The sequence below is a fragment of the Sphingomonas rhizophila genome (assembly GCF_014396585.1).
GTDB classification, from domain to species: Bacteria; Pseudomonadota; Alphaproteobacteria; order Sphingomonadales; family Sphingomonadaceae; genus Sphingomicrobium; species Sphingomicrobium rhizophilum.
In genome coordinates this window covers 1,051,281-1,075,521 of record NZ_CP060717.1, presented here as the reverse complement: position 1 = coordinate 1,075,521, position 24,241 = coordinate 1,051,281, and the positions used below count along the sequence as shown (strand labels likewise).

General features: G+C 64.3%; 29 protein-coding genes, 1 other RNA gene and 5 pseudogenes. 13 read left to right on the top strand and 22 right to left on the bottom strand.

Annotated features, from left to right (window positions below; genetic code table 11):
• The first annotated feature begins 1 nt into the window (after nucleotide 1).
• Together rnpB and H9L12_RS05315 are read left to right on the top strand one after the other, a co-directional pair.
• Nucleotides 2–370, top strand: an RNA gene (gene rnpB / locus H9L12_RS05320) — RNase P RNA component class A.
• Nucleotides 371–421: 51 nt separating this feature from the next.
• Nucleotides 422–960: pseudogene (locus tag H9L12_RS05315) on the top strand (J domain-containing protein).
• Here H9L12_RS05315 and H9L12_RS05310 read toward each other — a convergent pair.
• From H9L12_RS05310 to pspA, 10 genes are read right to left on the bottom strand one after another with little or no spacing between them, the layout of a single operon-like run.
• Nucleotides 957–1,412 (bottom strand): PaaI family thioesterase, encoded by a 456-nt coding sequence (locus H9L12_RS05310; RefSeq protein ID WP_187542924.1) that lies wholly within the window; start codon nucleotides 1,410–1,412, stop codon nucleotides 957–959. The pseudogene H9L12_RS05315 and the gene H9L12_RS05310 overlap by 4 nt on opposite strands.
• Entirely contained in the window at nucleotides 1,409–1,834 is a 426-nt protein-coding gene (locus H9L12_RS05305; protein ID WP_187542923.1) for a SufE family protein, read from the bottom strand. Before H9L12_RS05305 ends, H9L12_RS05310 begins: the two co-directional genes overlap by 4 nt.
• A gap of 32 nt (nucleotides 1,835–1,866) precedes the next feature.
• Nucleotides 1,867–2,163: a hypothetical protein gene (locus tag H9L12_RS05300; RefSeq protein WP_187542922.1), complete on the bottom strand. Its 297-nt coding sequence runs from the start codon at nucleotides 2,161–2,163 to the stop codon at nucleotides 1,867–1,869.
• Between the two features lie 24 nt (nucleotides 2,164–2,187).
• Nucleotides 2,188–2,487, bottom strand: a complete 300-nt coding sequence (locus H9L12_RS05295; protein ID WP_187542921.1) for a hypothetical protein — start codon at nucleotides 2,485–2,487, stop codon at nucleotides 2,188–2,190.
• The gene (locus H9L12_RS05290) at nucleotides 2,484–2,771 is read right to left on the bottom strand and encodes a hypothetical protein (RefSeq protein WP_187542920.1); all 288 of its coding nucleotides are present in this window, start codon (nucleotides 2,769–2,771) and stop codon (nucleotides 2,484–2,486) included. Before H9L12_RS05290 ends, H9L12_RS05295 begins: the two co-directional genes overlap by 4 nt.
• Nucleotides 2,771–3,058, bottom strand: a complete 288-nt coding sequence (locus H9L12_RS05285; RefSeq protein WP_187542919.1) for a hypothetical protein — start codon at nucleotides 3,056–3,058, stop codon at nucleotides 2,771–2,773. Before H9L12_RS05285 ends, H9L12_RS05290 begins: the two co-directional genes overlap by 1 nt.
• A 10-nt stretch (nucleotides 3,059–3,068) precedes the next feature.
• Nucleotides 3,069–3,296, bottom strand: a complete 228-nt coding sequence (locus H9L12_RS05280) for a hypothetical protein (protein ID WP_187542918.1) — start codon at nucleotides 3,294–3,296, stop codon at nucleotides 3,069–3,071.
• A gap of 18 nt (nucleotides 3,297–3,314) precedes the next feature.
• On the bottom strand, nucleotides 3,315–3,704 hold the full coding sequence (gene pspC, locus H9L12_RS05275; protein WP_187542917.1) for an envelope stress response membrane protein PspC: 390 nt from the start codon (nucleotides 3,702–3,704) through the stop codon (nucleotides 3,315–3,317).
• Entirely contained in the window at nucleotides 3,701–3,991 is a 291-nt protein-coding gene (gene pspB / locus H9L12_RS05270) for an envelope stress response membrane protein PspB (protein ID WP_187542916.1), read from the bottom strand. Before pspB ends, pspC begins: the two co-directional genes overlap by 4 nt.
• Nucleotides 3,992–3,994: 3 nt before the next feature.
• A complete protein-coding gene (pspA, locus tag H9L12_RS05265) occupies nucleotides 3,995–4,663 on the bottom strand; it encodes a phage shock protein PspA (RefSeq protein WP_187542915.1) in 669 nt (222 codons plus the stop codon).
• Nucleotides 4,664–4,841: 178 nt separating this feature from the next.
• Here pspA and pspF point away from each other — a divergent pair, with 178 nt between their 5' ends.
• Nucleotides 4,842–5,888, top strand: coding sequence for a phage shock protein operon transcriptional activator (gene pspF / locus H9L12_RS05260; RefSeq protein ID WP_187542914.1), 1,047 nt, complete (start codon nucleotides 4,842–4,844; stop codon nucleotides 5,886–5,888).
• Between the two features lie 74 nt (nucleotides 5,889–5,962).
• Nucleotides 5,963–6,586: a superoxide dismutase gene (locus H9L12_RS05255; RefSeq protein WP_187542913.1), complete on the top strand. Its 624-nt coding sequence runs from the start codon at nucleotides 5,963–5,965 to the stop codon at nucleotides 6,584–6,586.
• Here H9L12_RS05255 and H9L12_RS05250 read toward each other — a convergent pair.
• From H9L12_RS05250 to dapF, 6 genes and pseudogenes are all read right to left on the bottom strand, one after another.
• Nucleotides 6,583–7,344, bottom strand: coding sequence for an ABC transporter permease (locus H9L12_RS05250; protein ID WP_187542912.1), 762 nt, complete (start codon nucleotides 7,342–7,344; stop codon nucleotides 6,583–6,585). The genes H9L12_RS05255 and H9L12_RS05250 overlap by 4 nt on opposite strands.
• Nucleotides 7,341–8,279 (bottom strand): ABC transporter ATP-binding protein, encoded by a 939-nt coding sequence (locus H9L12_RS05245; protein ID WP_187542911.1) that lies wholly within the window; start codon nucleotides 8,277–8,279, stop codon nucleotides 7,341–7,343. The genes H9L12_RS05250 and H9L12_RS05245 overlap by 4 nt, the downstream gene beginning before the upstream one ends.
• Nucleotides 8,276–8,884 (bottom strand): septation protein A, encoded by a 609-nt coding sequence (locus tag H9L12_RS05240; RefSeq protein WP_246450633.1) that lies wholly within the window; start codon nucleotides 8,882–8,884, stop codon nucleotides 8,276–8,278. The genes H9L12_RS05245 and H9L12_RS05240 overlap by 4 nt, the downstream gene beginning before the upstream one ends.
• Complete coding sequence (gene ftsY, locus H9L12_RS05235; protein WP_187542910.1) at nucleotides 8,881–9,795, bottom strand: signal recognition particle-docking protein FtsY; 915 nt, start codon at nucleotides 9,793–9,795, stop codon at nucleotides 8,881–8,883. Before ftsY ends, H9L12_RS05240 begins: the two co-directional genes overlap by 4 nt.
• A gap of 137 nt (nucleotides 9,796–9,932) precedes the next feature.
• Nucleotides 9,933–10,925 (bottom strand): annotated as a pseudogene (locus H9L12_RS05230) (radical SAM protein); the annotation flags it as partial.
• Nucleotides 10,926–10,978: 53 nt separating this feature from the next.
• Nucleotides 10,979–11,785 (bottom strand): diaminopimelate epimerase, encoded by an 807-nt coding sequence (gene dapF / locus H9L12_RS05225; RefSeq protein ID WP_187542908.1) that lies wholly within the window; start codon nucleotides 11,783–11,785, stop codon nucleotides 10,979–10,981.
• A 65-nt stretch (nucleotides 11,786–11,850) separates the two neighbouring features.
• Between dapF and H9L12_RS05220 the strand changes: the two genes are divergently transcribed.
• The 5 genes and pseudogenes from H9L12_RS05220 to rimM all read left to right on the top strand — a co-directional run bounded on the left by H9L12_RS05220 (nucleotide 11,851) and on the right by rimM (nucleotide 15,636).
• Complete coding sequence (locus H9L12_RS05220) at nucleotides 11,851–12,255, top strand: hypothetical protein (RefSeq protein ID WP_187542907.1); 405 nt, start codon at nucleotides 11,851–11,853, stop codon at nucleotides 12,253–12,255.
• Nucleotides 12,252–12,797, top strand: a complete 546-nt coding sequence (locus H9L12_RS05215) for a DUF924 family protein (RefSeq protein WP_187542906.1) — start codon at nucleotides 12,252–12,254, stop codon at nucleotides 12,795–12,797. Before H9L12_RS05220 ends, H9L12_RS05215 begins: the two co-directional genes overlap by 4 nt.
• Before the next feature lie 147 nt (nucleotides 12,798–12,944).
• Nucleotides 12,945–14,404, top strand: a pseudogene (ffh, locus tag H9L12_RS05210) (signal recognition particle protein).
• A gap of 35 nt (nucleotides 14,405–14,439) precedes the next feature.
• Nucleotides 14,440–14,940 (top strand): annotated as a pseudogene (rpsP, locus tag H9L12_RS05205) (30S ribosomal protein S16); the annotation flags it as partial.
• Between the two features lie 192 nt (nucleotides 14,941–15,132).
• On the top strand, nucleotides 15,133–15,636 hold the full coding sequence (gene rimM, locus H9L12_RS05200; RefSeq protein ID WP_187542904.1) for a ribosome maturation factor RimM: 504 nt from the start codon (nucleotides 15,133–15,135) through the stop codon (nucleotides 15,634–15,636).
• Here the strand turns inward: rimM and H9L12_RS05195 are convergent.
• From H9L12_RS05195 to H9L12_RS14085, 4 genes are read right to left on the bottom strand one after another with little or no spacing between them, the layout of a single operon-like run.
• On the bottom strand, nucleotides 15,633–16,601 hold the full coding sequence (locus H9L12_RS05195) for an NAD(P)/FAD-dependent oxidoreductase (RefSeq protein WP_246450632.1): 969 nt from the start codon (nucleotides 16,599–16,601) through the stop codon (nucleotides 15,633–15,635). The two genes, rimM and H9L12_RS05195, sit on opposite strands and share 4 nt — an antisense overlap.
• Nucleotides 16,598–17,674: a glycosyltransferase family 2 protein gene (locus H9L12_RS13445; protein ID WP_246450631.1), complete on the bottom strand. Its 1,077-nt coding sequence runs from the start codon at nucleotides 17,672–17,674 to the stop codon at nucleotides 16,598–16,600. Before H9L12_RS13445 ends, H9L12_RS05195 begins: the two co-directional genes overlap by 4 nt.
• The gene (locus tag H9L12_RS14090; RefSeq protein ID WP_343060497.1) at nucleotides 17,671–18,396 is read right to left on the bottom strand and encodes an NAD-binding protein; all 726 of its coding nucleotides are present in this window, start codon (nucleotides 18,394–18,396) and stop codon (nucleotides 17,671–17,673) included. The genes H9L12_RS13445 and H9L12_RS14090 overlap by 4 nt, the downstream gene beginning before the upstream one ends.
• Nucleotides 18,396–19,385: a cation:proton antiporter domain-containing protein gene (locus tag H9L12_RS14085; RefSeq protein WP_343060496.1), complete on the bottom strand. Its 990-nt coding sequence runs from the start codon at nucleotides 19,383–19,385 to the stop codon at nucleotides 18,396–18,398. Before H9L12_RS14085 ends, H9L12_RS14090 begins: the two co-directional genes overlap by 1 nt.
• Between H9L12_RS14085 and H9L12_RS05185 the strand changes: the two genes are divergently transcribed.
• Nucleotides 19,384–19,692 (top strand): hypervirulence associated TUDOR domain-containing protein, encoded by a 309-nt coding sequence (locus tag H9L12_RS05185; protein ID WP_246450630.1) that lies wholly within the window; start codon nucleotides 19,384–19,386, stop codon nucleotides 19,690–19,692. The genes H9L12_RS14085 and H9L12_RS05185 overlap by 2 nt on opposite strands.
• 62 nt (nucleotides 19,693–19,754) lie before the next feature.
• The gene (locus H9L12_RS05180) at nucleotides 19,755–20,960 is read left to right on the top strand and encodes an FAD-dependent oxidoreductase (RefSeq protein ID WP_187542902.1); all 1,206 of its coding nucleotides are present in this window, start codon (nucleotides 19,755–19,757) and stop codon (nucleotides 20,958–20,960) included.
• Here the strand turns inward: H9L12_RS05180 and H9L12_RS05175 are convergent.
• On the bottom strand, nucleotides 20,957–22,177 hold the full coding sequence (locus H9L12_RS05175; RefSeq protein ID WP_187542901.1) for an NADP-dependent isocitrate dehydrogenase: 1,221 nt from the start codon (nucleotides 22,175–22,177) through the stop codon (nucleotides 20,957–20,959). The two genes, H9L12_RS05180 and H9L12_RS05175, sit on opposite strands and share 4 nt — an antisense overlap.
• A gap of 115 nt (nucleotides 22,178–22,292) precedes the next feature.
• Here H9L12_RS05175 and H9L12_RS05170 point away from each other — a divergent pair, with 115 nt between their 5' ends.
• On the top strand, nucleotides 22,293–23,024 hold the full coding sequence (locus tag H9L12_RS05170; protein ID WP_187542900.1) for a phosphatidylserine decarboxylase: 732 nt from the start codon (nucleotides 22,293–22,295) through the stop codon (nucleotides 23,022–23,024).
• 41 nt (nucleotides 23,025–23,065) lie between these two features.
• Nucleotides 23,066–23,832, top strand: a pseudogene (locus H9L12_RS05165) (CDP-alcohol phosphatidyltransferase family protein).
• On the opposite strand, the gene H9L12_RS05160 reads toward H9L12_RS05165, so the two are convergent.
• Nucleotides 23,753–23,986 carry a hypothetical protein gene (locus tag H9L12_RS05160; RefSeq protein WP_187542899.1) on the bottom strand — a complete coding sequence of 78 codons (234 nt, stop codon included), beginning with the start codon at nucleotides 23,984–23,986 and terminating at the stop codon, nucleotides 23,753–23,755. The pseudogene H9L12_RS05165 and the gene H9L12_RS05160 overlap by 80 nt on opposite strands.
• Nucleotides 23,987–24,241: the final 255 nt, after the last annotated feature.

The window sequence follows — 24,241 nt, the reverse complement described above, 5'->3', positions numbered from 1 at the left end:
GCCAGGGGACCGGGCGACCGCGGCTCATTTCGATGAGGCGAGGAAAGTCCGGGCTCCACGGAACGACGGTGCCGGGTAACACCCGGCGGGGCGGTTCGCCGCTTCAGGGACAGTGCCACAGAAAGCATACCGCCCGGCTTCGGCCGGGTAAGGTCGAAAGGGTGCGGCAAGAGCGCACCGCGGAGGCGGCAACGGCTCCGGCGCGGTAAACCCCACCGGGTGCAAGACCGAATAGGGGCGCCACATGGGCCTGTTCCGGCCCGGCGCCCGGGTTGGTTGCTTGAGGCGAAGGGTAACCTTCGTCCTAGAGGAATGGTCGCCCAGTCCCGCAAGGGATGGACAGAACCCGGCTTACAGGTCCCCTGGCATTCCCTCCGCCTGAACTGGCGGGACGGGCGCTGGTCCGATAATGAAGGAAGTGATGGCCCGTTCGAAGCGATCAGACGACTGGGGGTTTCCCCGCTGGCGCCCCTATGGCTCCAAGGGCCGGGATGCCGCGCGCGTGCGTCTTTGCGATCGTGAAGGATGCGACAATGTCGGCGACCGGCCCGCACCCAAGGCGCCGAACAGCCCGAACGGTGGATGTTCTGCGAGAGCCACGCCGCCGAATACAACAAGAACTGGGACTATTTCGCCGGCCTGACCGCCGAAGAAGCCGCCCGCCGCGCGGCCGACGAAGAGGCGGGGGCATCGGCCTTCCGCAAGTCCGCACACTACCAGTGGGCCGGTCCGGGCGACGGAACGCGCAGCCGTGACGAGATGCGGGCACTGGGCGCGCTGGAACTGGAAAGCGACGCGGACATGGCCGCGGTGAAGACCGCCTATCGTCGCCTCGCCAAGCAATTCCACCCGGACGTCAACCGGGATGACGAGGAAGCGGCCAGGCGCTTCCAGCAGGTCCAGGCCGCGTACGAGGTGCTACGCCGCGCCGAAGAGCGTCGGCAGGCCACGTCGGCCTAAGGGTTGATCATGAAGGTGCCGGTAGCCCGCGCCACTGGGTGAGCGGGGTCGCCAATATGGGCGATGCCCGACACGAAGGCGATCTGCCGGGTCAACTTGTCGCAGTGGCAGCGTGCGATGACCGTCTCGCCCTTCTGAGCCGGTTTGAAATAGTCGAGCCGGAGATCGATCGTCGCGAGATGCTGGAAGCGGCGCATGGATTGCCACACCGACGCCCCGCCGCATGTATCGAGCAGGCTGACGATTGCCCCTGAGGCGAGTACGCCCGTGTCCGGGACGCCCACCAGTTCTTCCCGCCAGGGCAGGGCCAACTCCACCCAATTCTCGCCGGCATTTCGAAAATCGAGCCCGAGCGCTCGGCCATGGCCGACCGTGCGCGCCAAGGCGAAGAAGGCAGCAGGATCAAAGCTGCCTTCGCGACCCGAGAATACTTCCTCCGGCGGACGGCTCATGACCTGACCGCCAGCCGCGTGGCAGTATCCTTGACCAGCGCAATCATGTTGGGAATGCCTTGAGTCCGGTTGGACGACAGTTCGCGCGAAAGGTCGAACGGCGCGAGCGCCCCTGCGATGTCCATTGCCGCGACTTCCGCGGCAGGCTTGTCCTGCACTGCCGTCAGGATCAATGCGACCACTCCCTTGGTGATTGCCGCGTTACTGTCGGCCAGGAAATGAAGGCGCCCGTCCGTCCTTTCGGTGGGGTAGACCCATACCGATGCCGAACAGCCGCGAACCTTGGTCGCATCGGTCTTCAACGCGTCTGGCATCGGCTCCAGCTTGCGCCCAAGATCGATCAGCAACCGATAGCGGTCCTCGCTGTCGAGAAACTCATATTCGTCGGCGATATCCGCCAGGTCGGGAAGGGATGCGGTCACCGGCGCGCCCGTAGCAGCGCGGCCATCAGAAATCACCTGCTGGCGAGGCGCAATTCGTCGATCTGGCGGGACAGGCTGTCCTCTTTCTCGACCGCGATCCGCTCCAGCACCTCGAGGCGTTGTTGAAGCCGCTTGACGTCGATTCCGCTGTCGGCGTCCGGCGCCGAGTGTGGCACGCTCCGGGCTGCATCCAGCGCCGACTGCGTCAACCCGTCGATCTGCTTGCGCAGCTTCCGGACCACGAACAGCTTCTGATAGGCGATGTATGCCGCCATGAACCACAAGGCGGTGATCATCAGCAGGACAACTGTTTCGTCCATCACCACCATCGACGCCACTCCTTGCTGGATATCCTACTGGTTGCGCAGATCGTCGATTTGCCGCGACAGGCTGTTTTCCTTGTCAACCGTGATCCGCTCGAGCGTGTGGATGCGCTCCTTCAGCATACGCACCTCTTCGCGGAGCCGCACGGTTTCGGCAGTGTCGTCGCGGTCGTAGTCCTCGCTGCCAAATCCCCCGATCTCGTCGCGGTGACGGCTCCGGCGCGAACCGCGATCGTCGCGGAGACCGTACTTGGCCATCTGCTTTACGCGGATGATGTTACCGATCGTGACGATCGCCACGATGATGACGACCATTTCCAAGGGGTTCATGAATTCCTGTCTCCAACAGTAAGGCGCGGCGCGCGGAGCGCCTCGATTTGCGCCGCCGTTTCAATACCACGGTCGGTGACGATTTGCTCAAGAACGCGAACCCGCGCCTCAAGGTCGCGATTGGACGCGGCGTACTGCGCCGCCTTTTCCGCAGCCAGGCGCGATTCCGCTTCAAGCTGCTGTTCCTTGAGCTGGACCCACTGCTTGAAGAAGGGCCGGCCGAAAATCAGCAGGACGGGCAGGCCGAACAGGCAAAAAATGGCGAAGATGCCAGTAATGTCCATCAGCGGACGGCCTCGACGTTGCGCGGACGATCGAGCGCCAGCGCGTCGATTTCCCGGCTCAGCGAGTTATTCTGATCGGTAACGATCCTCTCCAGGACGGCGAGGCGCTGTTCGAAGTCGCGGGTGACCGCAGAGGGCCCAGCGGACTTGCTCGTGGCGACGAGCGCCTCGACCTCAAGCCGGCGTTCCTTGAGCTGGAACCAGCGCTTGGCGAGGTAGTAAACCAGAAAGGCCGGTACCGAGATCGAGAACAGGATGGCGATGACTTCGCCCGGACTTGGACCCATGTGAATTCCCCTAACGTAGCGTTTCGATCTCGCGCGACAGCGCGGATGGTTGGTCGGTAGCGATCCGCTCAAGCACGGCGAGGCGGTCGTGAAGCTGCTTGTTTTCGGCGCGGAGCGTTTCGATTTCCGCTTTCGATCCCGAACCTTTCAATTTCAGTTCGCGGTGTTTCAACGCTAGCCATCCCCAGCCAAGGCCCGAGAGGATGGCGACGATGGGAATGAGCGGTCCAAGATCCATGATTGCCCCCGTTTCCTTCTAGCGCAGGTCTTCGATTTCGCGCGCCAGGCTGCGGTTCTGCGTCGTGACGTACATCTCGATGTCGCCGATGCGGCGGTCAATTTCGCGCATCCGCGAACGGATGTCGCGCGCGCTCTGGGCCGGCGACGCGCGCACGCCCTGCCAGAAGCGGCGATCTTCCTTGGTATCGTGCTGCAGCTCCCGCGGCTGGTCGTCGGCGATCCAGCCGGCGATGAAGTAGAGAGGCAGGATGGAGAAACCGCTCATGAACATCGCCGAGGCCATCATGATGCGGACCAGCGTGACGTCGAGGCCGGTGTAATTGGCGATGCCGGAGCAGACGCCCATCACCTTCCCATGGCGCTTGTCGAGGTAGAAGCTCGTGCGGCTTGGGGGTTGCGTGCTCATCGTGCGTCCTCCCGGCTGGGCAGCAGGCGTTCGCGATAATTTTCCTCGGGCGGAAGGCACTGGCGGCGCCAGTCCGGATTTTCGGCCGTCATGATGCGCTCGATCGAGCAGAGGCGATCATCGAGACGGCGGGCGGCATCGTGCAGCTCATCGAGCAGCTTTTCATCCGAGCCGGTCAGCCGGGCCGCCGTCTTCCATTTGGTGATGTAGTGGAACACCAGCCAGGGCAGGCCGATGAACAGCACGCCCATGGCGACCACCAGGCCCATCAGATCTCCGAATTCCATCGTCTATTCCCCTTTGGCCTTCATCGCGGCCTTCATCGCTTCCAGTTCCGCATCGACCCGGTCCGAGGACCGAAGATCGGCGATCTCTTCCTCAAGGCTCTTGGGCCCCGTCATGCCCAGCGCATCGGCATGGCCCTCGGCGAGGTCGGCGCGACGCTCGAGGATGTCGAAGCGCGCGAAGGCGTCCTGGGTGCGGCCACCGTTGAGCAGCTCGCTCGCCTTGGCGCGCGTGAGAGCGCTTTCAAAGCGGGTCGCGATCGCATTCTGACGGGCGCGAGCCTCGCGCAGCTTGCCCTGCAGCTTGGCGATGTCGGCCTCGTAACTTTTCAGCGTTTCCTCGATGACCGCAATCTCGCCGCGCAGGCCCTCGGCCATGTCCGCCGCCTTCTGCCGCTCCATCAACGCCGCCTTGGCCAAGTCCTCGCGGTTCTTGGACAGGGCCAGCTCGGCCTTTTCGGTCCAGCCGGTCTGGATTTCGTCGAGCCGCGACAACGCGCGCCGCATTTCCTTGCCATCAGCGATCGACCGCGCCGCAGAGGCGCGCACCTCGACCAGCGTTTCTTCCATTTCCAGGATGATCATTCGGATCATGCGCGCCGGGTCTTCCGCCCGATCGAGCAGTTCGGTCATGTTGGCGGCGAAGATGTCCCGGGTTCGGGAAAAGATACCCATCTAGCACTCCAAGTTCGTAACAAGGCCTTTGTGCCATCTTTCTTGCATGGTACGTGCCATAATCCGTCCGTCGACGAAAATCCGATAAAAACGGCATTTTTCGACCAACGGCGGGCCGAAATTTCTTGCCAGATGGTGGGATTTACCACCAAGAGTTGGCCAAGTTTCGGGGACGGGAATGGAACGCGCCAATCAGTTCGTCGGCCAGAGCCTAGCGTTCCTCGACGCGGTCGAGCGGGCGAGCCGTGCAGCGCCGCTCAATCGCCCCGTCCTCGTCATCGGCGAACGGGGCACCGGCAAGGAGCTGATCGCCGAGCGCCTGCACCACTTGTCGTCGCGCTGGTCCGGCCCGCTCGTGACGATGAACTGCGCGGCGCTCCCGGAAAATCTGATCGAGGCGGAATTGTTCGGCCATGAGGCGGGCAGTTTCACCGGCGCCGCGAAAACGCGCCACGGACGCTTCGAGGAAGCCGATGGCGGAACCCTCTTTCTCGATGAACTGGCCACCTTGTCGTCGCCGGCACAGGACCGGCTGCTACGCGCGGTCGAATATGGGGAGATTACACGCATCGGCGCGTCCAAGCCGATCAACGTCGATGTCCGGATCGTCGCGGCCACCAACGAGCATCTCCCCCGCCTGGTCGACGAGGGCCGATTTCGCGCCGACTTGCTGGACCGGTTGAGCTTCGAAGTTGTCACATTACCGCCGCTTCGCGTCCGCGAAGGCGACATCATCCTGCTGGCCGAGCATTTCGCGCGGCGAATGGCGGTCGAGCTCGATTGGACGAACTGGCCCGGCTTCGCGCCGGAAGCCATCGCCAAGCTGGAGGAATACCAATGGCCCGGCAACGTCCGGGAGTTGCGGAACGTCGTCGAACGCGCGGTTTATCGTCACGAGAACCCGGAACGGCCCATTACGGAAATCCAGTTCGATCCGTTCAGTTCACCCTGGGTGATGGGGAAGGATCCGATCCTGCCGTCGACGCCGCGTCCCGCGCCGATGGAGCCAACGGACGAAGCGCCCTCCGCCGCGCCAATGGCCGCACCTCTGACGACCGACGACCTCCGCGCGGCCGTCAACAGCTACGAGCGGTTGCTGCTGGAGGACGCCCTGGCGCGCAACCGATTCAATCAGCGGGCGACGGCATCGGCGCTCGGTCTCAGCTACGACCAGCTTCGCCATGCGCTCAAGCGGCACAAGTTGATGGAAGCGTCGGGCGATTAAGGCCGCGTTGACTTGCAACACGGCGGGGGTAGGGGCGTTCATCACGCGACGCATCTAACCCAGGAGTTGCCCCAATGGCCTTCACGCTTCCCGACCTGCCTTTTGCCAAGGACGCCCTCGGCGATTTCATGTCTGCCGAGACCTTCGACTATCACCACGGCAAGCATCACAAGGCCTATATCGACAAGACCAACGGCATGCTCGGCGAGAAGGGGCTTGAAGGCGCCTCCCTGGTCGAGGTCATCAAGGCCGCGAAGGACAAGGGCGACAAGGGTCTGTTCAACAACAGTGCCCAGATCTGGAACCACAGCTTCTTCTGGCAATGCCTTGCTCCGGCCGGTGCGACCGCGCCGTCGGGCAAGTTGAAAGAGATGATCGACAACGACTTCGGCGGTCAGGACACCTTGCTGGAAAAGCTCGCCACCGAGAGCGCCAACCACTTCGCGTCGGGCTGGGGTTGGCTGATCCTCAACAACGGCAAGCTGGAAGTGACGTCACTTCACGACGCCGACACGCCGGTCGTTCACGGCATGACACCGCTGCTGACGCTCGATGTGTGGGAGCATGCCTACTACATCGATTATCGCAATGAGCGGCCACGCTACCTAAAGTCCGTGCTCGAAAACGTCATCAACTGGGACTTCGTTGCCCAGAACCTTGACGGCCAGGGCGTTTCGCGCGCCGACCAGCAGGGTTAGCTCTTCAGCCGGTATCCGGTCTTGAAGATCCAGACGATGACCGCCAGCGGAAGCGCGATGGACAGCGCCAACGCGGCAATGCTGGCGGTCAGCGGCACATCGACGATTTCGAAGAAGGTCCAGCGAAAGCCCGACACCAGGTAGAGGATCGGGTTGGCGTGGATTACCGTGCGCCACGGCTCGCCGAGCGCGGCAGTCGAATAAAAGACGCCGCCAAGGAAGGTGAGAGGCGTCACCACCAGCAGCGGCACGACCTGCAACTGCTCGAAATTCTTGGCCCAGATGCCGATCGCGAAGCCGAGCAGGCAGAAGGCGGTTGAAATCAGGATCAGCGCGATGACCATCAGCACCGGGTGGGCGATCTGCACTGGCACGAACAGCGTTGCCGTCAACAGCGTGACCAGCGCCAGCACCACTGACTTGCTGACCGCGGCGCCAACATAGGCGATAACCGTCTCGATGGGTGATATTGGCGCTGAGAGTAGTTCGTAGATCGTGCCGGTAAACTTCGGGAAATAAATGCCAAAGCTGGCGTTGAAGATCGACTGCGTCAGGACCGACAGCAGGATCAGGCCGGGCACGATGAAGCTGGCGTAATCGACGCCGGCCATGTCCGTCATCCGCCCACCGATCGCCGACCCGAAGACGACGAAGTACAGCGAGGTAGTGATCACCGGTGCAACGAGGCTCTGCCACAGCGTGCGTCCCGCCCGAGCCATTTCGAAGTAATAGATCGCCTTGATGCCCGACCAGTTCATGCCGCGTCCCTCTCGCCATGGACCAGGCTCACGAAGATGTCCTCAAGGCTAGATTGCTGGGTCGATAGGTCCTTGTAACCCAGGTTGAGGGTGTCGATGCGGCGCATCAGGCCGCCGATGCCGGTAGTCTCGGCGTGGCTGTCGAAGCGATAGCACAGCGTATATCCGTCATCCTCGAGCACTGGTCCCCATTCGTCCAGCTCGGGCGGGACGGTGGCCAACGGTTCGTCGAGCGCGATTTTCAGGGTTTTCTTGCCCATGCGCTGCATCAGTTCGGCCTTGTCGCCCAGCGCCACCAGTTCGCCCTGGCGAATGACCCCGACGCGGTCGGCCATTTCTTCGGCCTCCTCGATGTAGTGGGTCGTCAGAACCACGGTCGTCCCGTCGGCCCGCAGCTTGCGGACCATTTCCCACATGTCGCGGCGAAGCTCGACATCGACTCCGGCGGTGGGTTCGTCGAGGAACAGCAGTGCGGGTTCGTGGCTCAACGCCTTGGCGATCATCACCCGGCGCTTCATGCCGCCAGACAATTCCATCATCTTCGCCTTGCGCTTGTCCCATAGCGACAGCCGTCGAAGAATATCCTCGATCTTCTTGTCGTCGCGCGGCTTGCCGAAAAGGCCGCGGCTGAAGCTGACGGTGGCCCACACCGTCTCGAAGGCATCGGTAGTCAATTCCTGCGGCACCAGCCCAACCAGGGTTCGGGCGGCGCGGAAATGAGTTCGGTTATCATGGCCGGCGACGGTCACGGTCCCGCCGCTGGCGGTAACGATGCCGCACACGATCGAGATCAGGGTCGTCTTGCCCGCACCGTTCGGACCGAGCAGGGCGAAAATCTCGCCCGGCATGATGTCGAGATCGACGCCTTTCAACGCTTCCTGGCCGCTGCCATAGACTTTGGTCAGGCCCTTGATGCTGAGGATAGGCTCGCTCATTCGACGGGCGCCGGTTCGGATGCGTTCACGGCGTCCTCCTTGTTAAGGCCGTGCCGCATCAGCATCGGCACGTTGGCGATGGCGAAGAGGAGCGTGGCCGGAATCGCGCCCCACAACTTGTATCCGACCCAGAAGCTGGTGCTGCTGTTGCGCCAGACAAGCTCGTTGGCGATGGCCATGACGACGAAGAACAGCGCCCAGTTGCGCGTCAGCTTGCGCCAGCCTTCCGCATCCAGTCCCGGATAGGCGCCGCCGAGTACATTCTTGAGGAGCGGCCGCCCGGTCGCCAGTCCGAAGCCCAGGATCGCCGCAACGAAGCCGTAGTAGATCGTCGGCTTCAATTTGATGAAGGTTTCGTTGTGAAGCCAGATGGTTAGGCCGCCCATCACCACCACCATCACCGCCGAAAACATCTGCAGCGCGGTCACGTGGCGGACCAGGGCGTAGCTGACCGCCATCGAAACAAGGATGGCGACGATAAAGACGCCGGTCGCGAAAAAGATTCCGACCTTGGCGTTGGCAAGGAAGAAGAGGAGGAGGGGGCCGAGGTCGAGCGCCAGGCGCATGCCGCCGCCAAGCTCCTTGCGCGAAGTAGCGTCGGTCATGCCGGCAAGCCCGCTATGGCCCGCGCCACCGCCTTGGGGTCGAACGGTCGCAAATCGTCGACACCCTCGCCGACGCCGATCGCGTGGATCGGCATTCCGAACTTCTCGGCGGCCGCCACCAGCACGCCGCCGCGGGCGGTGCCGTCGAGTTTCGTCATGATGAGGCCAGTCACGCCCGCGCTCTCCTTGAAGACCTCGATCTGGTTGAGGGCATTTTGCCCGGTGGTGGCGTCGAGAACGAGCAGAACGTCGTGCGGGGCCTCCGGGTTCAGGCGACCCAACACACGGCGAACCTTGGACAGCTCGTCCATGAGGTGTGCCTTGTTCTGCAAACGCCCGGCGGTGTCGACGATCAGAGCGTCGATTCCGGTCGCGGTCGCCTGCTTGACCCCGTCATAGACGATACCGGCCGCATCCCCGCCTTCCTTGCCGGTGATGACCGGCGCGCCGATCCGGTCGCCCCAGATCTTGAGTTGCTCGATGGCCGCCGCCCGGAACGTGTCGCCGGCCGCCAGCATGACGCCATAATCCTGCTCTTGCAGCAGGTGGGCAAGCTTTCCGATGGTGGTCGTCTTGCCGCTGCCGTTGACGCCGATCACCAGGATGACGTGCGGCCGAGGAAAGCCCCACACATCGAGCGGCTTGGCGACCGGCGCCAGAATCGCTTCGATCTCCTCGGCGAGGATGGTCCGCAGCCCGCGCTCGTCGAGCTGCTCGTAGCGGCGGGAGGCGATCGCTTCGCGGATCCGCCGCGACGCTTCCGGGCCAAGATCAGACGCGATCAGCGCCTCCTCAATGTCGTCGAGTGTCGACGAGTCGAGCGCCTGCTTCGTTGCGAGGCCAGCGATATTCTCTCCGACCCGGTCCGCCGTCTTTTTAAAACCGCCTGTCAGGCGTTCGAGCCAACTCATTAAAAAATCCCGATTAGATGCTGGTCGTCGCGCCCGACGATCCTAGCAATGCCACTGTCGCCGCGGGTCGATCCGTCGATGCGGACCGGCGCGAACTGGTCGCTGTGCCCCTTGGCACTGTTTTCAATCAGCACCGGCATCGCCGTCCCGACTAGTCGCTGCAACCACGCGTCGCGGTGGGCCGATGCCCGGTCGCGCAGCCGGGCGGCGCGCGCCTTGACGATTTCACGTTCCACCTGTGGCATTCGCGCGGCCGGGGTGTTGGGCCGAGGCGAGAAGGGGAAAACGTGGGCGGCGACGATGTCGCAATCTTCAATCAGGCGCAGTGTATTGGCTGCGGCCTCTGCGGTTTCCGTCGGGAATCCGGCAATCAGGTCGGCACCGATGCTGACGTCGCGCTCGGCCTTGAGCCGTTCGACCAGCCGCACCGCGTCGGCACGCAAATGCCGCCGCTTCATCCGCTTGAGTATCAGGTCATCGCCGGCCTGCAGCGACAAATGAACATGCGGCATCATCCGCGCGTCGCCGAACAACTCCAGCAGGGCGTCGTCTACCTCGATGCTGTCGAGGGACGACAAACGGAGCCGCTTCAACCCGCTCACCTCGGTCAGCAGTCGCTGACACAGCGCGCCAAGCCCGCCCTCGTAACTGGTGATGTCGACCCCGGTGAGTACGATCTCCCGCGCGCCCCCCAGCAACTCACGCTCCACTGCCTCGCGCACCGCGGGGTAAGGCAGTGAGCGGCTTGGCCCGCGCGCCTGCCAGATCGAACAGAAGGTGCAGCGATGGTCGCAGCCGCTCTGGATCGCGACGAAACTCCGCACACGCGCCAGAAACCCCGCAGCCACTGGCGGTGCGGCTGCCGTCATGACGTCACTGGCCACTACCCTGGAATCGCTGGAAAAAGCGGCTGCGCGATACTTGTCGGCATTGCCGATGACCTTGGCCACTTCGGGCATCGCGGCGAACGCCTGCGGGTCAAGCTGGGCCGCGCAGCCGGTCACGATGATTGGCCGTCCTGGCCGTTCGCGGTGGGCGCGGCGGATGGCTTGGCGCGTCTGTCGTACGGCTTCGTTGGTCACGGCGCAGCTATTGACGACCAGCGCGCCGTTGGGCGCGAGACCGCGCATCGCCTCGCTCTCGGCGAAATTGAGCCGGCAGCCCAGGGTGATCGTCTCGACGCTCACGCGGGTAGGGAATCCAGGTCGATCGTGCCAGTGAAGACGTGGGTCGCGGCGCCGCGCATCCGCACCGGCTCGCCGGGCGCCCACGAAATCATCAGGTTGCCGCCGTGCGTCCGCACCGTCACCGGCGAGGTCGCGAGTCGCCGACGGATCGCCGCAACGCCCGTGGCGCAGGCCCCGGTCCCACACGCCAAGGTCAGGCCCGCCCCACGCTCCCACGTGCGCAGTTTCAGCGACCCATCCGGCTCGACCGACGCCACATTGACGTTGATCCGCTCCGGGAATGCGGGGTCATGTTCGATCTGCGGCCCCAGTTTTTCCAACGGGATAGCGTCGCTGTCTTGCACAAAAAAGCAGAGATGCGGATTGCCGACATTGACTGCGTCGGGAGACGCCAGCTCGTCCCATGCCAGCGGCAACGGCCGCGTGTCCATCGCATCCGCCAGCGGGATCTGGTTCCAGTCGAAGCGGGGCTCGCCCATCGCCACCTCGACCTCCGCGCCGATTGCCGCTCCCTCGATTACCCCGCCCTCAGTCTCGATCGTTTGCGCCCCGGTCAGCGCGACGACGCAGCGTGAGGCATTGCCGCACGCCTCCGCCATGCCGCCATCGGCGTTCCAGATGTCCATGCGCAGGTCCGCGGCAGGGCTCGGTGTCAGGACGATCAACTGGTCGAATCCAACCCCGGTTTTCCGGTCGCCAAGCGCCCGCGCCAGCGCCGGTGTCACCGTCAGCGGCTCGGCGCGCGCATCGAACACGACGAAATCGTTGCCGAGCCCATGCATCTTGTGGAATTGCCGCGTCACGAGCGCGGACTTAGGAGGCGTTCGCCCGTTCGTCCACCGGCGGCGGGTCAATGAGAGGAAGCGAAGTGACCAAATCGGCGTCCGACGTCATGCAATCCGTCCTGATCGCCGCGGTCGTCGAGGCGATCGAGGCCCTTCGCGCCGGCGCCAGTGGCTTGCCCAACAATCTGCTCCGCGATCTCCAGGGCGTTCACCGCAATGCCGCCTTTGCCGACTTGCCCAAGGCTTTGCAGGATTCGGTCAACCAGAGCGTCCGCACTGCGTTCAACCAGTTCCTCAAGGACGGCTACGCCATTGGCCCGAAGGCCGAAATGCAGTCGCGGCCGATCGATCGCGTGCCGGAGCGGGAGCGGCGCGTCCCGACCGATCGCCGCGACAATCGCAAAGGTCCCGGCCGGCGAGGCCCGGGTGGCGGACCTGGCGGCGGCCGTCCGGGCGGCGCTCCGCGTGGACCTCGCGGTCCGAGGTGACATCGGACGCGGCGCAAGCGGTCCTTGCCTTCTGGTTCGACGAAGTTGGCGAGGAGAGGTGGTTCGCCAAGGACGCAGAGCTCGATGCCCATATTGCTCGTCGCTTCGGCGCACTGCGCGATCAGGTGCTGGCTGACCGTGCGGCGGCGTGGCGTCACAACGAGACTGCCCTGACCGCAGCGATTGTCTTGCTCGATCAGTTCAGCCGAAACGTTCATCGCGGCACGGCCCGAGCATTCGAGGCCGACGCGCTCGCCTTGTCGCTCGCGCTGGAGGCTCTGGAACGCGGCTGGATCGACACTACGCCGCCGCCGTGGCGTCAGTTCCTGTTGATGCCACTGATGCACAGCGAGGACGTGGCCATGCAGGACCGCAGCGTCGCGGAGTTTGAGCGCCTTGGCGATCCGAACACCCTCGATTTCGCACGGCGGCACCGGGACCAAGTCATGCGCTTCGGCCGCTTTCCCGGCCGCAACAAGGCATTGGGAAGGGTCTCGACACCGGAAGAACGGGAAGCGCTGGCGCTTGGCGCCGCCTTCTGAACCTTGACCTTCGCGTCCCCCGCGCGTAGGGCGCCCTGTCTTAACGGACATGACATCGATGAAGCGTCCACGGATGCGCGCTGGCCGGCGAGGTTTCGCCCGCCGGCGTCTCATGCGTTTTCGCCTTGTCGCGTTGGAGAGTTTTGGATGTTCGAAAGCCTGAGCGACCGCCTGTCCGGCGTCTTCGACAAGCTCCGCGGTCGCGGCGCGCTGTCGGAGGACGAGGTGCGCGCCGCGATGCGCGAAGTGCGCGTCGCCCTGCTCGAGGCGGACGTCGCGTTGCCGGTCGCCCGCGAATTCGTCGACAAGATCACCGAGCAGGCCGTTGGCCAGGAAGTAATCCGCTCGGTCACGCCGGGCCAGATGGTCGTCAAGATCGTCAATGACGCGCTGACCGAGATGCTCGGCGGGGAAGGAGCGGACCTTCACCTCGACGTTAATCCGCCCGCTGTCGTCATGATGGTCGGCCTGCAAGGCTCGGGTAAGACCACGACGACCGCGAAGCTCGCCAAGCGGCTCAAGGAGAAAGACCGCAAAAAGGTCCTGATGGCCTCGCTCGACGTCGCCCGCCCGGCGGCGCAGGAGCAGCTGGCCGTGCTTGGTCGCCAGGTCGGGGTGGAGACGCTGCCGATCGTCGCTGGGCAGCAGCCGGTCGCGATCGCCGAGCGCGCGCTGCAATCGGCCCGTCTCCAGGGTTTCGACATCCTCCTGCTCGACACCGCCGGCCGCCTCCACGTTGACGATGCGCTGATGAGCGAGATGAAGGCGGTCGCCGCGGCGTCGAAGCCGGTCGAAACGCTGCTCGTCGTCGACAGCCTGACGGGGCAGGACGCGGTCAACGTCGCCAAGGGATTCGCCGGCGAAGTCGATCTGTCGGGCGTCATCCTGACCCGCATGGACGGCGATGCGCGCGGCGGCGCGGCGCTGTCGATGCGCTCGGTTACCGGCAAGCCGATCAAGTTCGCCGGCACCGGCGAGGCCATGGATGCGCTTGAGGCGTTCCACCCGTCGCGTGTCGCCGGGCGCATCCTCGGCATGGGCGACGTCGTCAGCCTGGTCGAACGCGCCGCCGAGACCGTGCAGATCGAGGATGCGGAAAAGCTCGCGGCCAAGATGGCCAAGGGGAAGTTCGACCTCGATGATCTTCGGCTTCAGATTTCGCAAATGCAGCGGATGGGCGGCCTCGGCGCGCTGGCCGGCATGATGCCGGGCATGAAGGGCATGGTGAAGCCGGGCGCGGTGGACGACAAGGCGCTGGTCCGCCTCGAAGCCATGATGAGCTCGATGACCCCGAAGGAGCGGGCACGGCCTGACCTCATCAACGCCAAGCGCAAGATCCGCATCGCCAAGGGCAGCGGGACCACCGTCCAGGAGGTCAACAAGCTGATGAAGATGCATCAGGAGATGGCCAACGCGATGAAGCGCCTGAAGAAATTAGGCGGTTTCGGCAAGCTGGCGGCGATGTTCGGCGGCGGCGGCATGGAAAAGGCGCTCGGCGGACTTGCCCCGGCGGCCAGCTTCCTGGCGGCATGCCGGGGCTTCCCGGCCTCGGCGGCGGGCCCGGCTTCAACCTCCCGCCCGGTTTTGACAAGTTTTCGAAGAAATAACCTGTAATTCACTGATTAGACTGAAGGAAGAAGAAATGGCAGTTGCAATTCGTCTCGCCCGTGGCGGCTCCAAGAAGCGCCCCTATTACCGCGTCGTCGTCGCCGACAGCCGGAACGCGCGCGATGGACGCTTCATCGAGAAGGTCGGCACCTACAACCCGCTGCTGGCCAAGGATTCGCCGGAGCGCGTGAAGCTCGACGCCGACCGCATCTCGCATTGGCTGAGCGTCGGCGCGCAGCCGTCGGACCGCGTCGCCCGTTTCCTCGATGCCGCCGGCATCCGGGAGCGCGCCGCCCGCAACAATCCGAAGAAGGCCGAACCGGGCGACAAGGCCAAGGAGCGCGCCGAAGAGCGTGCAGCCAAGCTGGCCGAGGCTGAGGAAGCCAAGGCGGCGGCCGCGGCCGCGCCGGCCGAAGAGCCCGCCGCCGAGCCGGCTGTGACCGAGGAGACCGAAGTCGCCGCCGAGCAGGCGCCGTCGGACACTGCCGACCTCCCGGCTGACGAACCTGTCGCCGCCGAAGCCGCCACCGAAGCGTCGGCTGGCGAGGAAGCCCCGGCCGAGCCGGTTTCGGCAGAAGCGACGGAAGCCGCCGTCGAAGCGTCGGCCGGCCAGGAAGCCAACGAAGCGACCCCGAACAGCGACGCCGGCGACGAGCCGACCGAAGTGACCGGTGAAAGTGCCCAGGCTCCGGCCGAGGGCGAGGCCGAAGAAAAGGCCGAGTAAGGCATGACGTCATCGGAGACCGGGGCGGGCAAGCGCGTCGCGCTCGCCGCGGTCGCCGGGGCGCATGGGATCAAGGGCGAGGTCAGGCTCAAGCTGTTCGGCGACAGCATTGCCGGCCTCGCTGCCCAGCCCAACGTGTTCGTCGGCGGTCAAACCCTGCGGCTGCTTTCCGCAAAAGAGGCCGGCAAGACCGCGATCGCCCGCTTCGAGGGCGTCACCGACCGTTCCGCCGCCGAGGCGTTGCGCGGCTCGCTGATCGAAGTCGAACGCGACACCCTGCCTCCGTTGGACGAAGGCGAATATTACCACGCCGACCTGATCGGGCTGCCGTGCCTCGACGAGGACGGCAACGCGATCGGCACGGTCGTCGCGGTGGAAAATTTCGGAGCGGGCGACCTGATCGAGGTCGAGCTTCCCTCCGGCCGCAAGAGCCTGGTGCCGTTTCGCGATCCGGTCGCTCGCCTCGACGACGACCGCATCGTCCTCGACCCGGACTTCCTCGCCTAAGCGCCGGATTCGAGCTTATCGAGGCTCTCCTCGCCGACGGGATCGCGAAGCAGGGGAGACAGCTTGGCCAGGTCGTTGCGGATCGTGGTTGACGCGACGCCACCTTCACCCATGGCATGGCTGATCTGGTCGAGGCCGTGCACAACGTCGCCGGCCGCGTAGAGGCCGTCCACATCGGTGCGTTGGTGATCGTCGACCCCGATGCAGCAATCCTCGGTCAGGGTCGCGCCCACCATTTCGGCAAGCTGGATGTGCGTGTCCGATCCCAGGGCCGGGTAGATGCTGTCGAAGGTCAATTCTTCCGACGCCTGAACTGCGATCGTGCTTTCACCCGGTTCGATGTGCGTGATCGGTCCGTCCACCAGGCGGATATCGACCGCCTTCAGCCGATCCAACTCTTCTGAGGCAAGCTGGTGCGCGCCGTCGGGCGCGACCAACGTGACGTCGCCGGTGTAGCTGCGAAGGAAGACAGCCTCCGCAACTCCGCGCTCGCCGGTGCCGATGATTCCGACGCGCTTGTCGGTTACCTCGTAACCGTCGCAAATGGGACAATAGCGGATCAGGCCCCGGGCCATGGCGTCGTCATGAATTTCTGGATCGATCGGGGGGCGGCGGTTGGTAACGCCGGTGGCAAGCAGCACGGATCGGGCCCTGACCGGGCCTGATCCCCACTCAGCGGTGAACAGGCCGGTGTCGATATCACGCTCAAGCCGCGTCACCTGTCCGGATTCGATCTTCGTGCCGAATCGTCGCGCCTGCTCGCGCATTCGCTCCAGAAGCTCGACGCCATTGATCCCGTCAGGGAAGCCGGCATGGTTATGACTGGTCGGGATCCACGCGGCGCGGCTCTTGCCGCCGTCGACCACCATGATGGCGAGGTGGTAGCGTGACAGGTAAATCGCTGCGGTCAGCCCAGCCGGGCCGCCGCCGATGACGAGACAATCAAGGGGAGGGGTATCGCTCACCGGCTCACAAGGCGCGGCACGTGCGTTTGGTTCCCGTCGCTCTGGACACGGTTCCAGCCAAGCATCGCTGGGATTGCTGACCGGGCCAGCCCGCGGCCCCGTCGATCGAGAAGCGGGCGGAGCAGTGGCGAGCTCAGCGCGCGACCGAACGCGGCGAAGCCGTGAGTTTTCCGGGAAGCAAGCGCCAGTCTGAGCCAAACGACGCCGACGGCCAGGTCCAATCCCCCGCAGTCGTAGATCTGTTTCCAATCGTTGTGCCGCTTGATGCGCGTCAGCCATGCCTCGGCCCAGGCAATCAACGCCTCGTTGACGTCGCCGCGTCCGGGATTGCCGATGCGGACGTGGCGCTCGACGTCTTCGCCGGACGGCTCAAGATCAAGCTGCTCGAGCAGCGGCTGGTAAATGGCCGCCTTTCGGTCGCGGATCAGGTCGGCCATTCGCTGGACGGTCTGTCCGTCGTGCTGTCGCCTATCCACCAGGATTTCCGCCATATTGGCAATCCGATGCGTCCGCGACAGGCGCACGAACAGGTCGATGTCCTCGCAAACCGGGAATTCAAGGCGGTACGACTCGCGCCCCAATATCTCCGCATGTCCGAAAACCGACGATTGCTGAAAGCAGCTTCGGAATAGGAGGGCCGGTTTCACTTCCTCGGGTTCGGTGACGCTTACCCTGGCGCCGCGTTTCATCCCCTTGGTGCCGATCCGCCCCGCCCAACTCCCGCACATCACGATATCGGGATGTGCCTCCAGGAAGCGGAGTTGGCGCTCGAACCGATTCGGTCTGGCAAGATCGTCACTATCGAGCCAGGCGATGAACCGACCCCGCGCCGCCGATAATCCCGTGTTTCGAGCGGCCGGAATGCCGCGATTGCAGTCATGCCGGACAACCCTCACGCGGGGGTCGGCAAGGGCGGCGACAGCTTCCGGCGACCCATCGGTCGATCCGTCATCGACGACGACGATCTCGATGTCGTTGACCGTCTGCCGGCGGAGACTGTCGACCGCCGCGGTGACCGTCGCCTTTCGATTAAAGACGGTAACGATGGCCGACACGATGGGAGTGTCGCTCACCGCTCAAGTCCCTTGAGCCGGGGGCTGTGCTCCATCCGGGCATCCGACCGGATCATTTCTCGAAGCTGTTCGCGCTTCTCATGAACCGACACGATGATCTTGCCCATCGCCACGCCCTGCTCGATCAGGACCGCTTCGCTTAATTGCAGCGATGCTTCGAGCGTCTCAGGAATCGCGTCAGTTGCACCCGCCCGATAAAGTGCGGCGGCATGATCCGCATCGCGGGCGCGGGCTATGATGGGCAGCGAAGGATGTTCTTCGCGAAGCAGGCGAGTGATTCGCGCCGTCAACACGGGATCGTCCATGGTCAGGACCACCGCGACCGCCTCACCAATGCTCATCCGTTCCAGCATATCCCGGCGCGACGCATCGCCGAAGATGGTGGGATATCCGGCGCGGCGCGCCTCCAGGTGACCGTCGATGTCGCTGTCGATCGCGATATATTCGCGCTCATGCTGGCCGAGCATGTCGGCAACCATCCGTCCGACCCGCCCAAAGCCGAGGATAACGGTCTTGCCGGCGACCGGCCCGATGTGTTCACGCTCGACCGCCGCGCGATCGACCCGGCGGGCGGCCGACTGGCCGATGCTGGCGAGCAGCGGTGTCAGCGTCAGCCCGATTGCCGTCGCGGCTGACCAGAAGGACACCGTCTCCTGCGATATGATCCCGGCAACGCCTGCGGCACCGAGGACGATCAACGAGGTTTCCGAAGGGCTCGCCATCAGTAATCCGGCCTCCGCCGCCGTCCCCTGGCACCGCCGGACAGGCGAATGAGGGCGCCGGTCACCACGGCCTTGATCAGGAGGACGACGGTCAGTGCACCGACGACTCGGATCCAGTTATCCGCCAGGGAGCTGAGGTCGATGCGCATCCCGATCGTGATCAGAAAGACGCCCAGCGCCAGCCCCTTGAACGGCTCGATGACCAGTTCGACCTCGTGGCCATAATCCGTCTCCGCGATGACCAGGCCGGCGATCAGGGCCCCAAGGATGGGCGACAGGCCGACTTCCGCGGTAATGAAGGCGGACAGGATGACGACCAGCAGCGAGATCGCCAAGAACAACTCGGGCTTCTTGGCGCGTGCGGCTTGCGCAAATAGGACGGGCAGTACGAAGCGGCCGACCAGCAGAATGGCGGCGATCGCGATGGTGCCGTGAAGCGCAATCTGGCCAAAGCTGCCAGCAGCCGCGCCGATGAGCAGCAGGATGGGCACCAGCGCCAGGTCTTCAAAGAGAAGCATTGCAAGTGCAGTCTTGCCGACGGCACCCTGTGTACCCGAAATCGGGAGGACCAGGGCGGTCGATGACATCGCGAGTGCCACAGCAAGCCAGGACGCGCTGCGCGGCGCCATCCCGCCAATCCACAACGCCACGCCGATTAGCGCCGCATTCAGGAAGAGTTGCGCCGCACCGACACCGAACACCTGCCCACGCATGGCAATCAGCCGGCGGAAGCTGAGCTCCAGGCCAATCGTGAAAAGAAGCAGGACGATCCCGAAATCCGCGAACGGTGCGATACCCTCCGGATCGGAGATCGACAGGTACGACAACCACGGCCACTGGCCGGTTAGGGAACCGAGTCCGTAAGGTCCGGCGATGATGCCGACCATGATGAAACCGATGACCGGATTGATCCTGAGCCGGGCGAAGGCTGGAATGACGATGCCCGCCGCGCCGAGAATGGTCAGCGCGTCGCTCAGCGCGGGGGTCATGCTCAACGTTCCAGCCACGCCGTGCCTGTTACACGGCCAAGCGCCCAAGTCACGGCACCGACGACGCAAAAATACGTTGATGTCGCCGAGGAGCAGTCATGACCGAAAATTTGCACAAGGGCGACAAGGTGTCCTGGGATTCCAGCGGCGGCCATTCGACTGGGAAGGTCGTCCGCAAGCTGACATCGCCGACCCAGATCAAGGGCACAAGGTTGCCGCCAGCAAGGATAATCCCGAATATCTGGTCGAAAGCGACAAGAGCGGCAAGCGCGCGGCGCATAAACCCTCGGCTCTAAAGAAGGCCTGACGCGCTTCCGCAACGTCGGCAATTCTGACATTGTCGGCACATGACATCATCGTCACTCCGCCATGGCTGATGTCCTGATCGTCGGCGGCGGACCGGCCGGCATGATGACCGGCTACCTGCTTGCTCGAGCGGGCATCAGCACCAAGGTGATCGAAAAACACGCCGACTTCTTTCGCGACTTTCGGGGCGACACCGTCCACCCCTCGACGATGGAGATCCTCGACCAGCTAGGGCTCCTTCGCGACTTCCTGTCCCGGCCCCACAACAGGATCGACAGCGCCAGGATCGCCATCGAAAATCGCGAGTATACGATCGGCGATCTATCGCATCTCGACACCCCGGCGCCTTTCATCGCAATGATGCCGCAGTGGGACTTCCTCGATTTCCTTCGCGACCATGCGACGGAGTTGCCAACCTTCGCGCTCACGATGGAAGAGCCGGTCGCCGGCTTCGTCGAGCAAGGCGGCCGCATTGCCGGCGTCCGCTATCGATCGGGCCGTGAGGAGCGGGCAGGCAGGCTGGTCGTCGCCGCCGACGGCCGATCGTCGCTGGTCCGTGCGACCGGCATGCTCAAGGTGGAATCCCTGGGTGCGCCGATGGACGTGCTTTGGTTCCGGCTACCCAAGGTGAGCGACGGGGGCGAGGCATTGCGCGGTTCCGTCGCGCAAGGTCGCATGGCGGTCCTGATCGACCGCGATACCTATTGGCAGGCCGCCTATCTGATCCCCAAGGGCACGGCCGGCACCGTGATCGGCCGAGGAATGGAATGGCTTCGCAGCGAGATGCAGAAAGCCTTTCTCGATCTCGACTTATCAGGCGAGGTTCTCAAATCGCGCGAGGAGCTCCACTTGCTGACGGTGTCGCTCGATCGGTTGATCGAATGGTCGCGGCCTGGTCTGCTGGCGATCGGCGATGCCGCGCATGCCATGTCACCAATCGGCGGGATCGGAATCAACCTCGCCATCCAGGATGCGGTCGCCACGGCCAATATCCTCGCTGCTCCGCTGGCGCGAGGGGAAGCTGTCGATCACCTCTTGTCGAAGGTCCAGGAACGCCGCCTGCTGCCGACCCGGTTGATCCAGGCGGGCCAGAAGGCAGCGCAGGACAATGTCATCGGGCGGGTGCTGGGCGGAGGACCCGTGCGCGCGCCGGCGCTGGTCAAGCTGCTCGACCGCTTTCCGCTGCTTCGCCGGATCCCCGGCCGGCTGATCGGGCTCGGCGTCCGGCGAGAGCGGGTGCGCTCGCCGGACGCCTTTTCAACCGCTTAGGCCCAGGCGGCCATTTCCTTTTCGAGGTTTTCGCGGATCGCCTCGAAAAATTGCTCAGTGGTCATCCATGGCTGGTCCGGGCCGACCAGGATGGCCAGGTCCTTCGTCATCTTGCCTTCCTCGACGGTACGAACACAGACCCGCTCCAGCGTCTCGGCGAACTTCACGACGTCCGGGGTCTCGTCGACCCGGCCGCGGAACTTGAGGCCGCCGGTCCAGGCGAAGATCGACGCGATCGGGTTCGTCGAAGTCGCCTTGCCCTGCTGGTGCTGGCGATAGTGACGGGTGACGGTGCCGTGCGCAGCCTCCGCCTCGACCGTCTTGCCGTCCGGGGTCATCAGGACGCTGGTCATCAGGCCCAGCGATCCGAAGCCCTGCGCCACCTGGTCCGACTGTACGTCGCCGTCGTAGTTCTTGCAGGCCCAGACAAACTTGCCGCTCCACTTCAGCGCCGATGCAACCATGTCGTCGATCAGGCGGTGCTGATATTCGATGCCTGCGTTCTCGAAGTCCGCCTTGAACTCGGCGTTGTAGACTTCCTCGAAGATATCCTTGAAGCGGCCGTCATAGGCCTTCAGGATCGTGTTCTTGGTGCTGAGGTAGACCGGCCAGCCGCGCTGCAGGCCGTAGTTCAGGCTGGCGCGGGCGAAATCGCGGATCGATTCGTCGAGGTTGTACATCCCCATCGCGACGCCGGCCGAAGGGAAGTCGAAAACCTCGTGCTCGATTTCCTCGCCATTTTCGCCAACCCACTTGATGGTGAGCTTGCCCTTGCCTGGCACCTTAAAATCGGTCGCCTTGTATTGGTCGCCGAAGGCGTGACGGCCGACGACGATCGGGTCGGTCCAGCCCGGGATGATCCGGGGAATGTTGTCGATGACGATCGGCTCACGGAAGACCACGCCGCCGAGGATGTTGCGGATCGTGCCGTTGGGCGACTTCCACATCTTCTTCAGGCCGAATTCCTCGACGCGGGCCTCGTCGGGGGTGATCGTTGCGCACTTCACGCCGACGCCATGCTGCTTGATCGCGTTCGCCGCATCGACCGTCACCTGGTCGTCGGTCGCATCGCGGTTCTCGATCGAAAGATCGTAATAGTGAAGGTCGATATCGAGGTAGGGCTGGATCAGCCGCTCACGGATCCACTGCCAGATGATCCGGGTCATCTCGTCGCCGTCGATCTCGATGACGGGGTTTTTCACTTTGATCTTGGCCATGGAAAACGTCCTGTATGCGGCGTGAAAGGGATTGCGCGCGGCCTTAGGCAAGCGCGGGTGGCAAGGCAACCGCGCGGATTGCCGGGCGTTGCCCTTCGACCTAAGGGATCAATCCATGGACTCTATCGACAAGCCCGACAGCCATCTGACAACCGTCAAGTGGCGCTTTCCCTCGGTCCATCCCGAGGGCCGCAAATTCACCGTCATCGCGGCGTTCATCACGCTGATCGCCTTTTGGGCATTGCCCGACCTGCTCGGCTGGTTGCTGGTGGGTGTCACGGTGTGGGTCGCGGCGTTCTTCCGCGATCCCATCCGCACCACTCCGCAGGACCCGGCCTTGATCGTCGCGCCCGCCGACGGGCTGGTGACCATGGTGAAGCGCGTTCCCGCCCCGCTTGAGCTGGCCGGCGAGAATGGCCTGAGCGGCGAATTCACCCGCGTCTCGATTTTCATGAGCGTGTTCGATGTCCACATCAATCGCTCGCCGATCGCGGGTACCATCCGCCGCATCGCCTACGTGCCTGGCAAGTTCCTCAACGCCGACCTCGACAAGGCGAGCGAGGACAACGAACGGCAGCATTTCCTGGTCGAGCGCGAAGACGGCACTGCCATCGGCTTTACCCAGATTGCCGGGCTGGTTGCCCGACGCATCATGGCCTTCGTCAAGGAAGGTGACCGCGTCGCCGCCGGTGAGCGCATCGGCCTGATCCGCTTTGGCAGCCGTGTGGACGTCTACCTTCCCGCCGGCACCGCCAGCCAGGTTCTGTTGGGCCAGCGGACGATCGCTGGTGAAACGGTGCTGGGACGGATCGGCGACGCGGAACAGCGCGTGGGCTCCAGCCAGTGAGCGAAGGCGACCGGCCGGGCAGGGGCCTTCCGTTCCGGGCGATGGCGCCCAACGCCGTTACAGCGATCGCGCTCTGTTTCGGCCTGACCGGTGTGCGCTTTGCAATCGGGGCGAGTGGGACCGCGCCCTCGGATCGATTATCGTTGCCGGGGTACTCGACGGGCTCGACGGGCGCATCGCGCGTCTGCTGCGCGCCCAGAGCAAGTTCGGCGAAGAACTCGACAGCCTTTCGGATAACATCGCGTTCGGTACGGCCCCGGCGCTGATCCTGTTCTTGTGGTCGCTTCAGACCGCACCGCGCTTCGGCTGGATCGCCTCGCTGGCCCTGGCGGTTTGCTGCGCGCTGCGCCTGGCGCGTTTCAACGCCCGGATCGACAAGGGCGACCAGCCGCATAAGTCGGCCGGTTTCAACACCGGCGTTCCGGCGCCCGCCGGCGCCGGCTTGGCCTTTGTGCCGATCTACCTGTGGCTGGTCACGGGCGAAAACATGTTTCGCCAATGGCCGTTGGTGATGGGCTGGACGCTGTTTGTCGCCGCGCTGATGATCTCCAGCCTGCCGACTTTCAGCTGGACCTCGATCCGAATCCGCAGTGGTTGGCGTCTCTTCGCCCTGGCCGGGATCGCCTTGCTTGGCGCTGCACTTCTGACCGTGCCATTTTGGACCTTGCTGGTGGTGTCGCTGCTCTACCTGGCGCTGCTGCCGATGAGCTTCGCCAGCTACGCGCGGGTCAAGCGGCGGCGCGCCACTCAGGCGTTACGTGCACCGGACGGCGAACCGATCCTGCCCGCGGCTGGTAGCGCACGCTGACCGGGCGCGTGACCTGCGGCGGATGCGCCAGCAGCGACTGACCGCGGAGCGCGGCGGCGATCTTGGAGCCGTCGGCGGCGATCATGTCGATCATCATCTTGCCGAACGACCAGAGGGCAATCAGGAAGACTAGCGTGACGAGAGGCGCGGTCATCGGCGGTTCCTTCAAGTTGTGCCTCGAAACTCATTGCAACTCGCATTGTTCCGAAACGAGACGAATTGATCCCTGAATTCAGCCAAGTTCCTTTTTTGTTCTCGAGTGGTCAAGCCCAAATCGTTCCCGCAATGTTCTCGTTTGACTAAGGTGTTGGGACGCTTGAAAACTATTTTCCGATAGGCTAGGGGCCCGCGCATTCCACAGGCGGAGCCACCATACCGGTGCCGGCGACAGTCGGTCACAGGTTCCGCC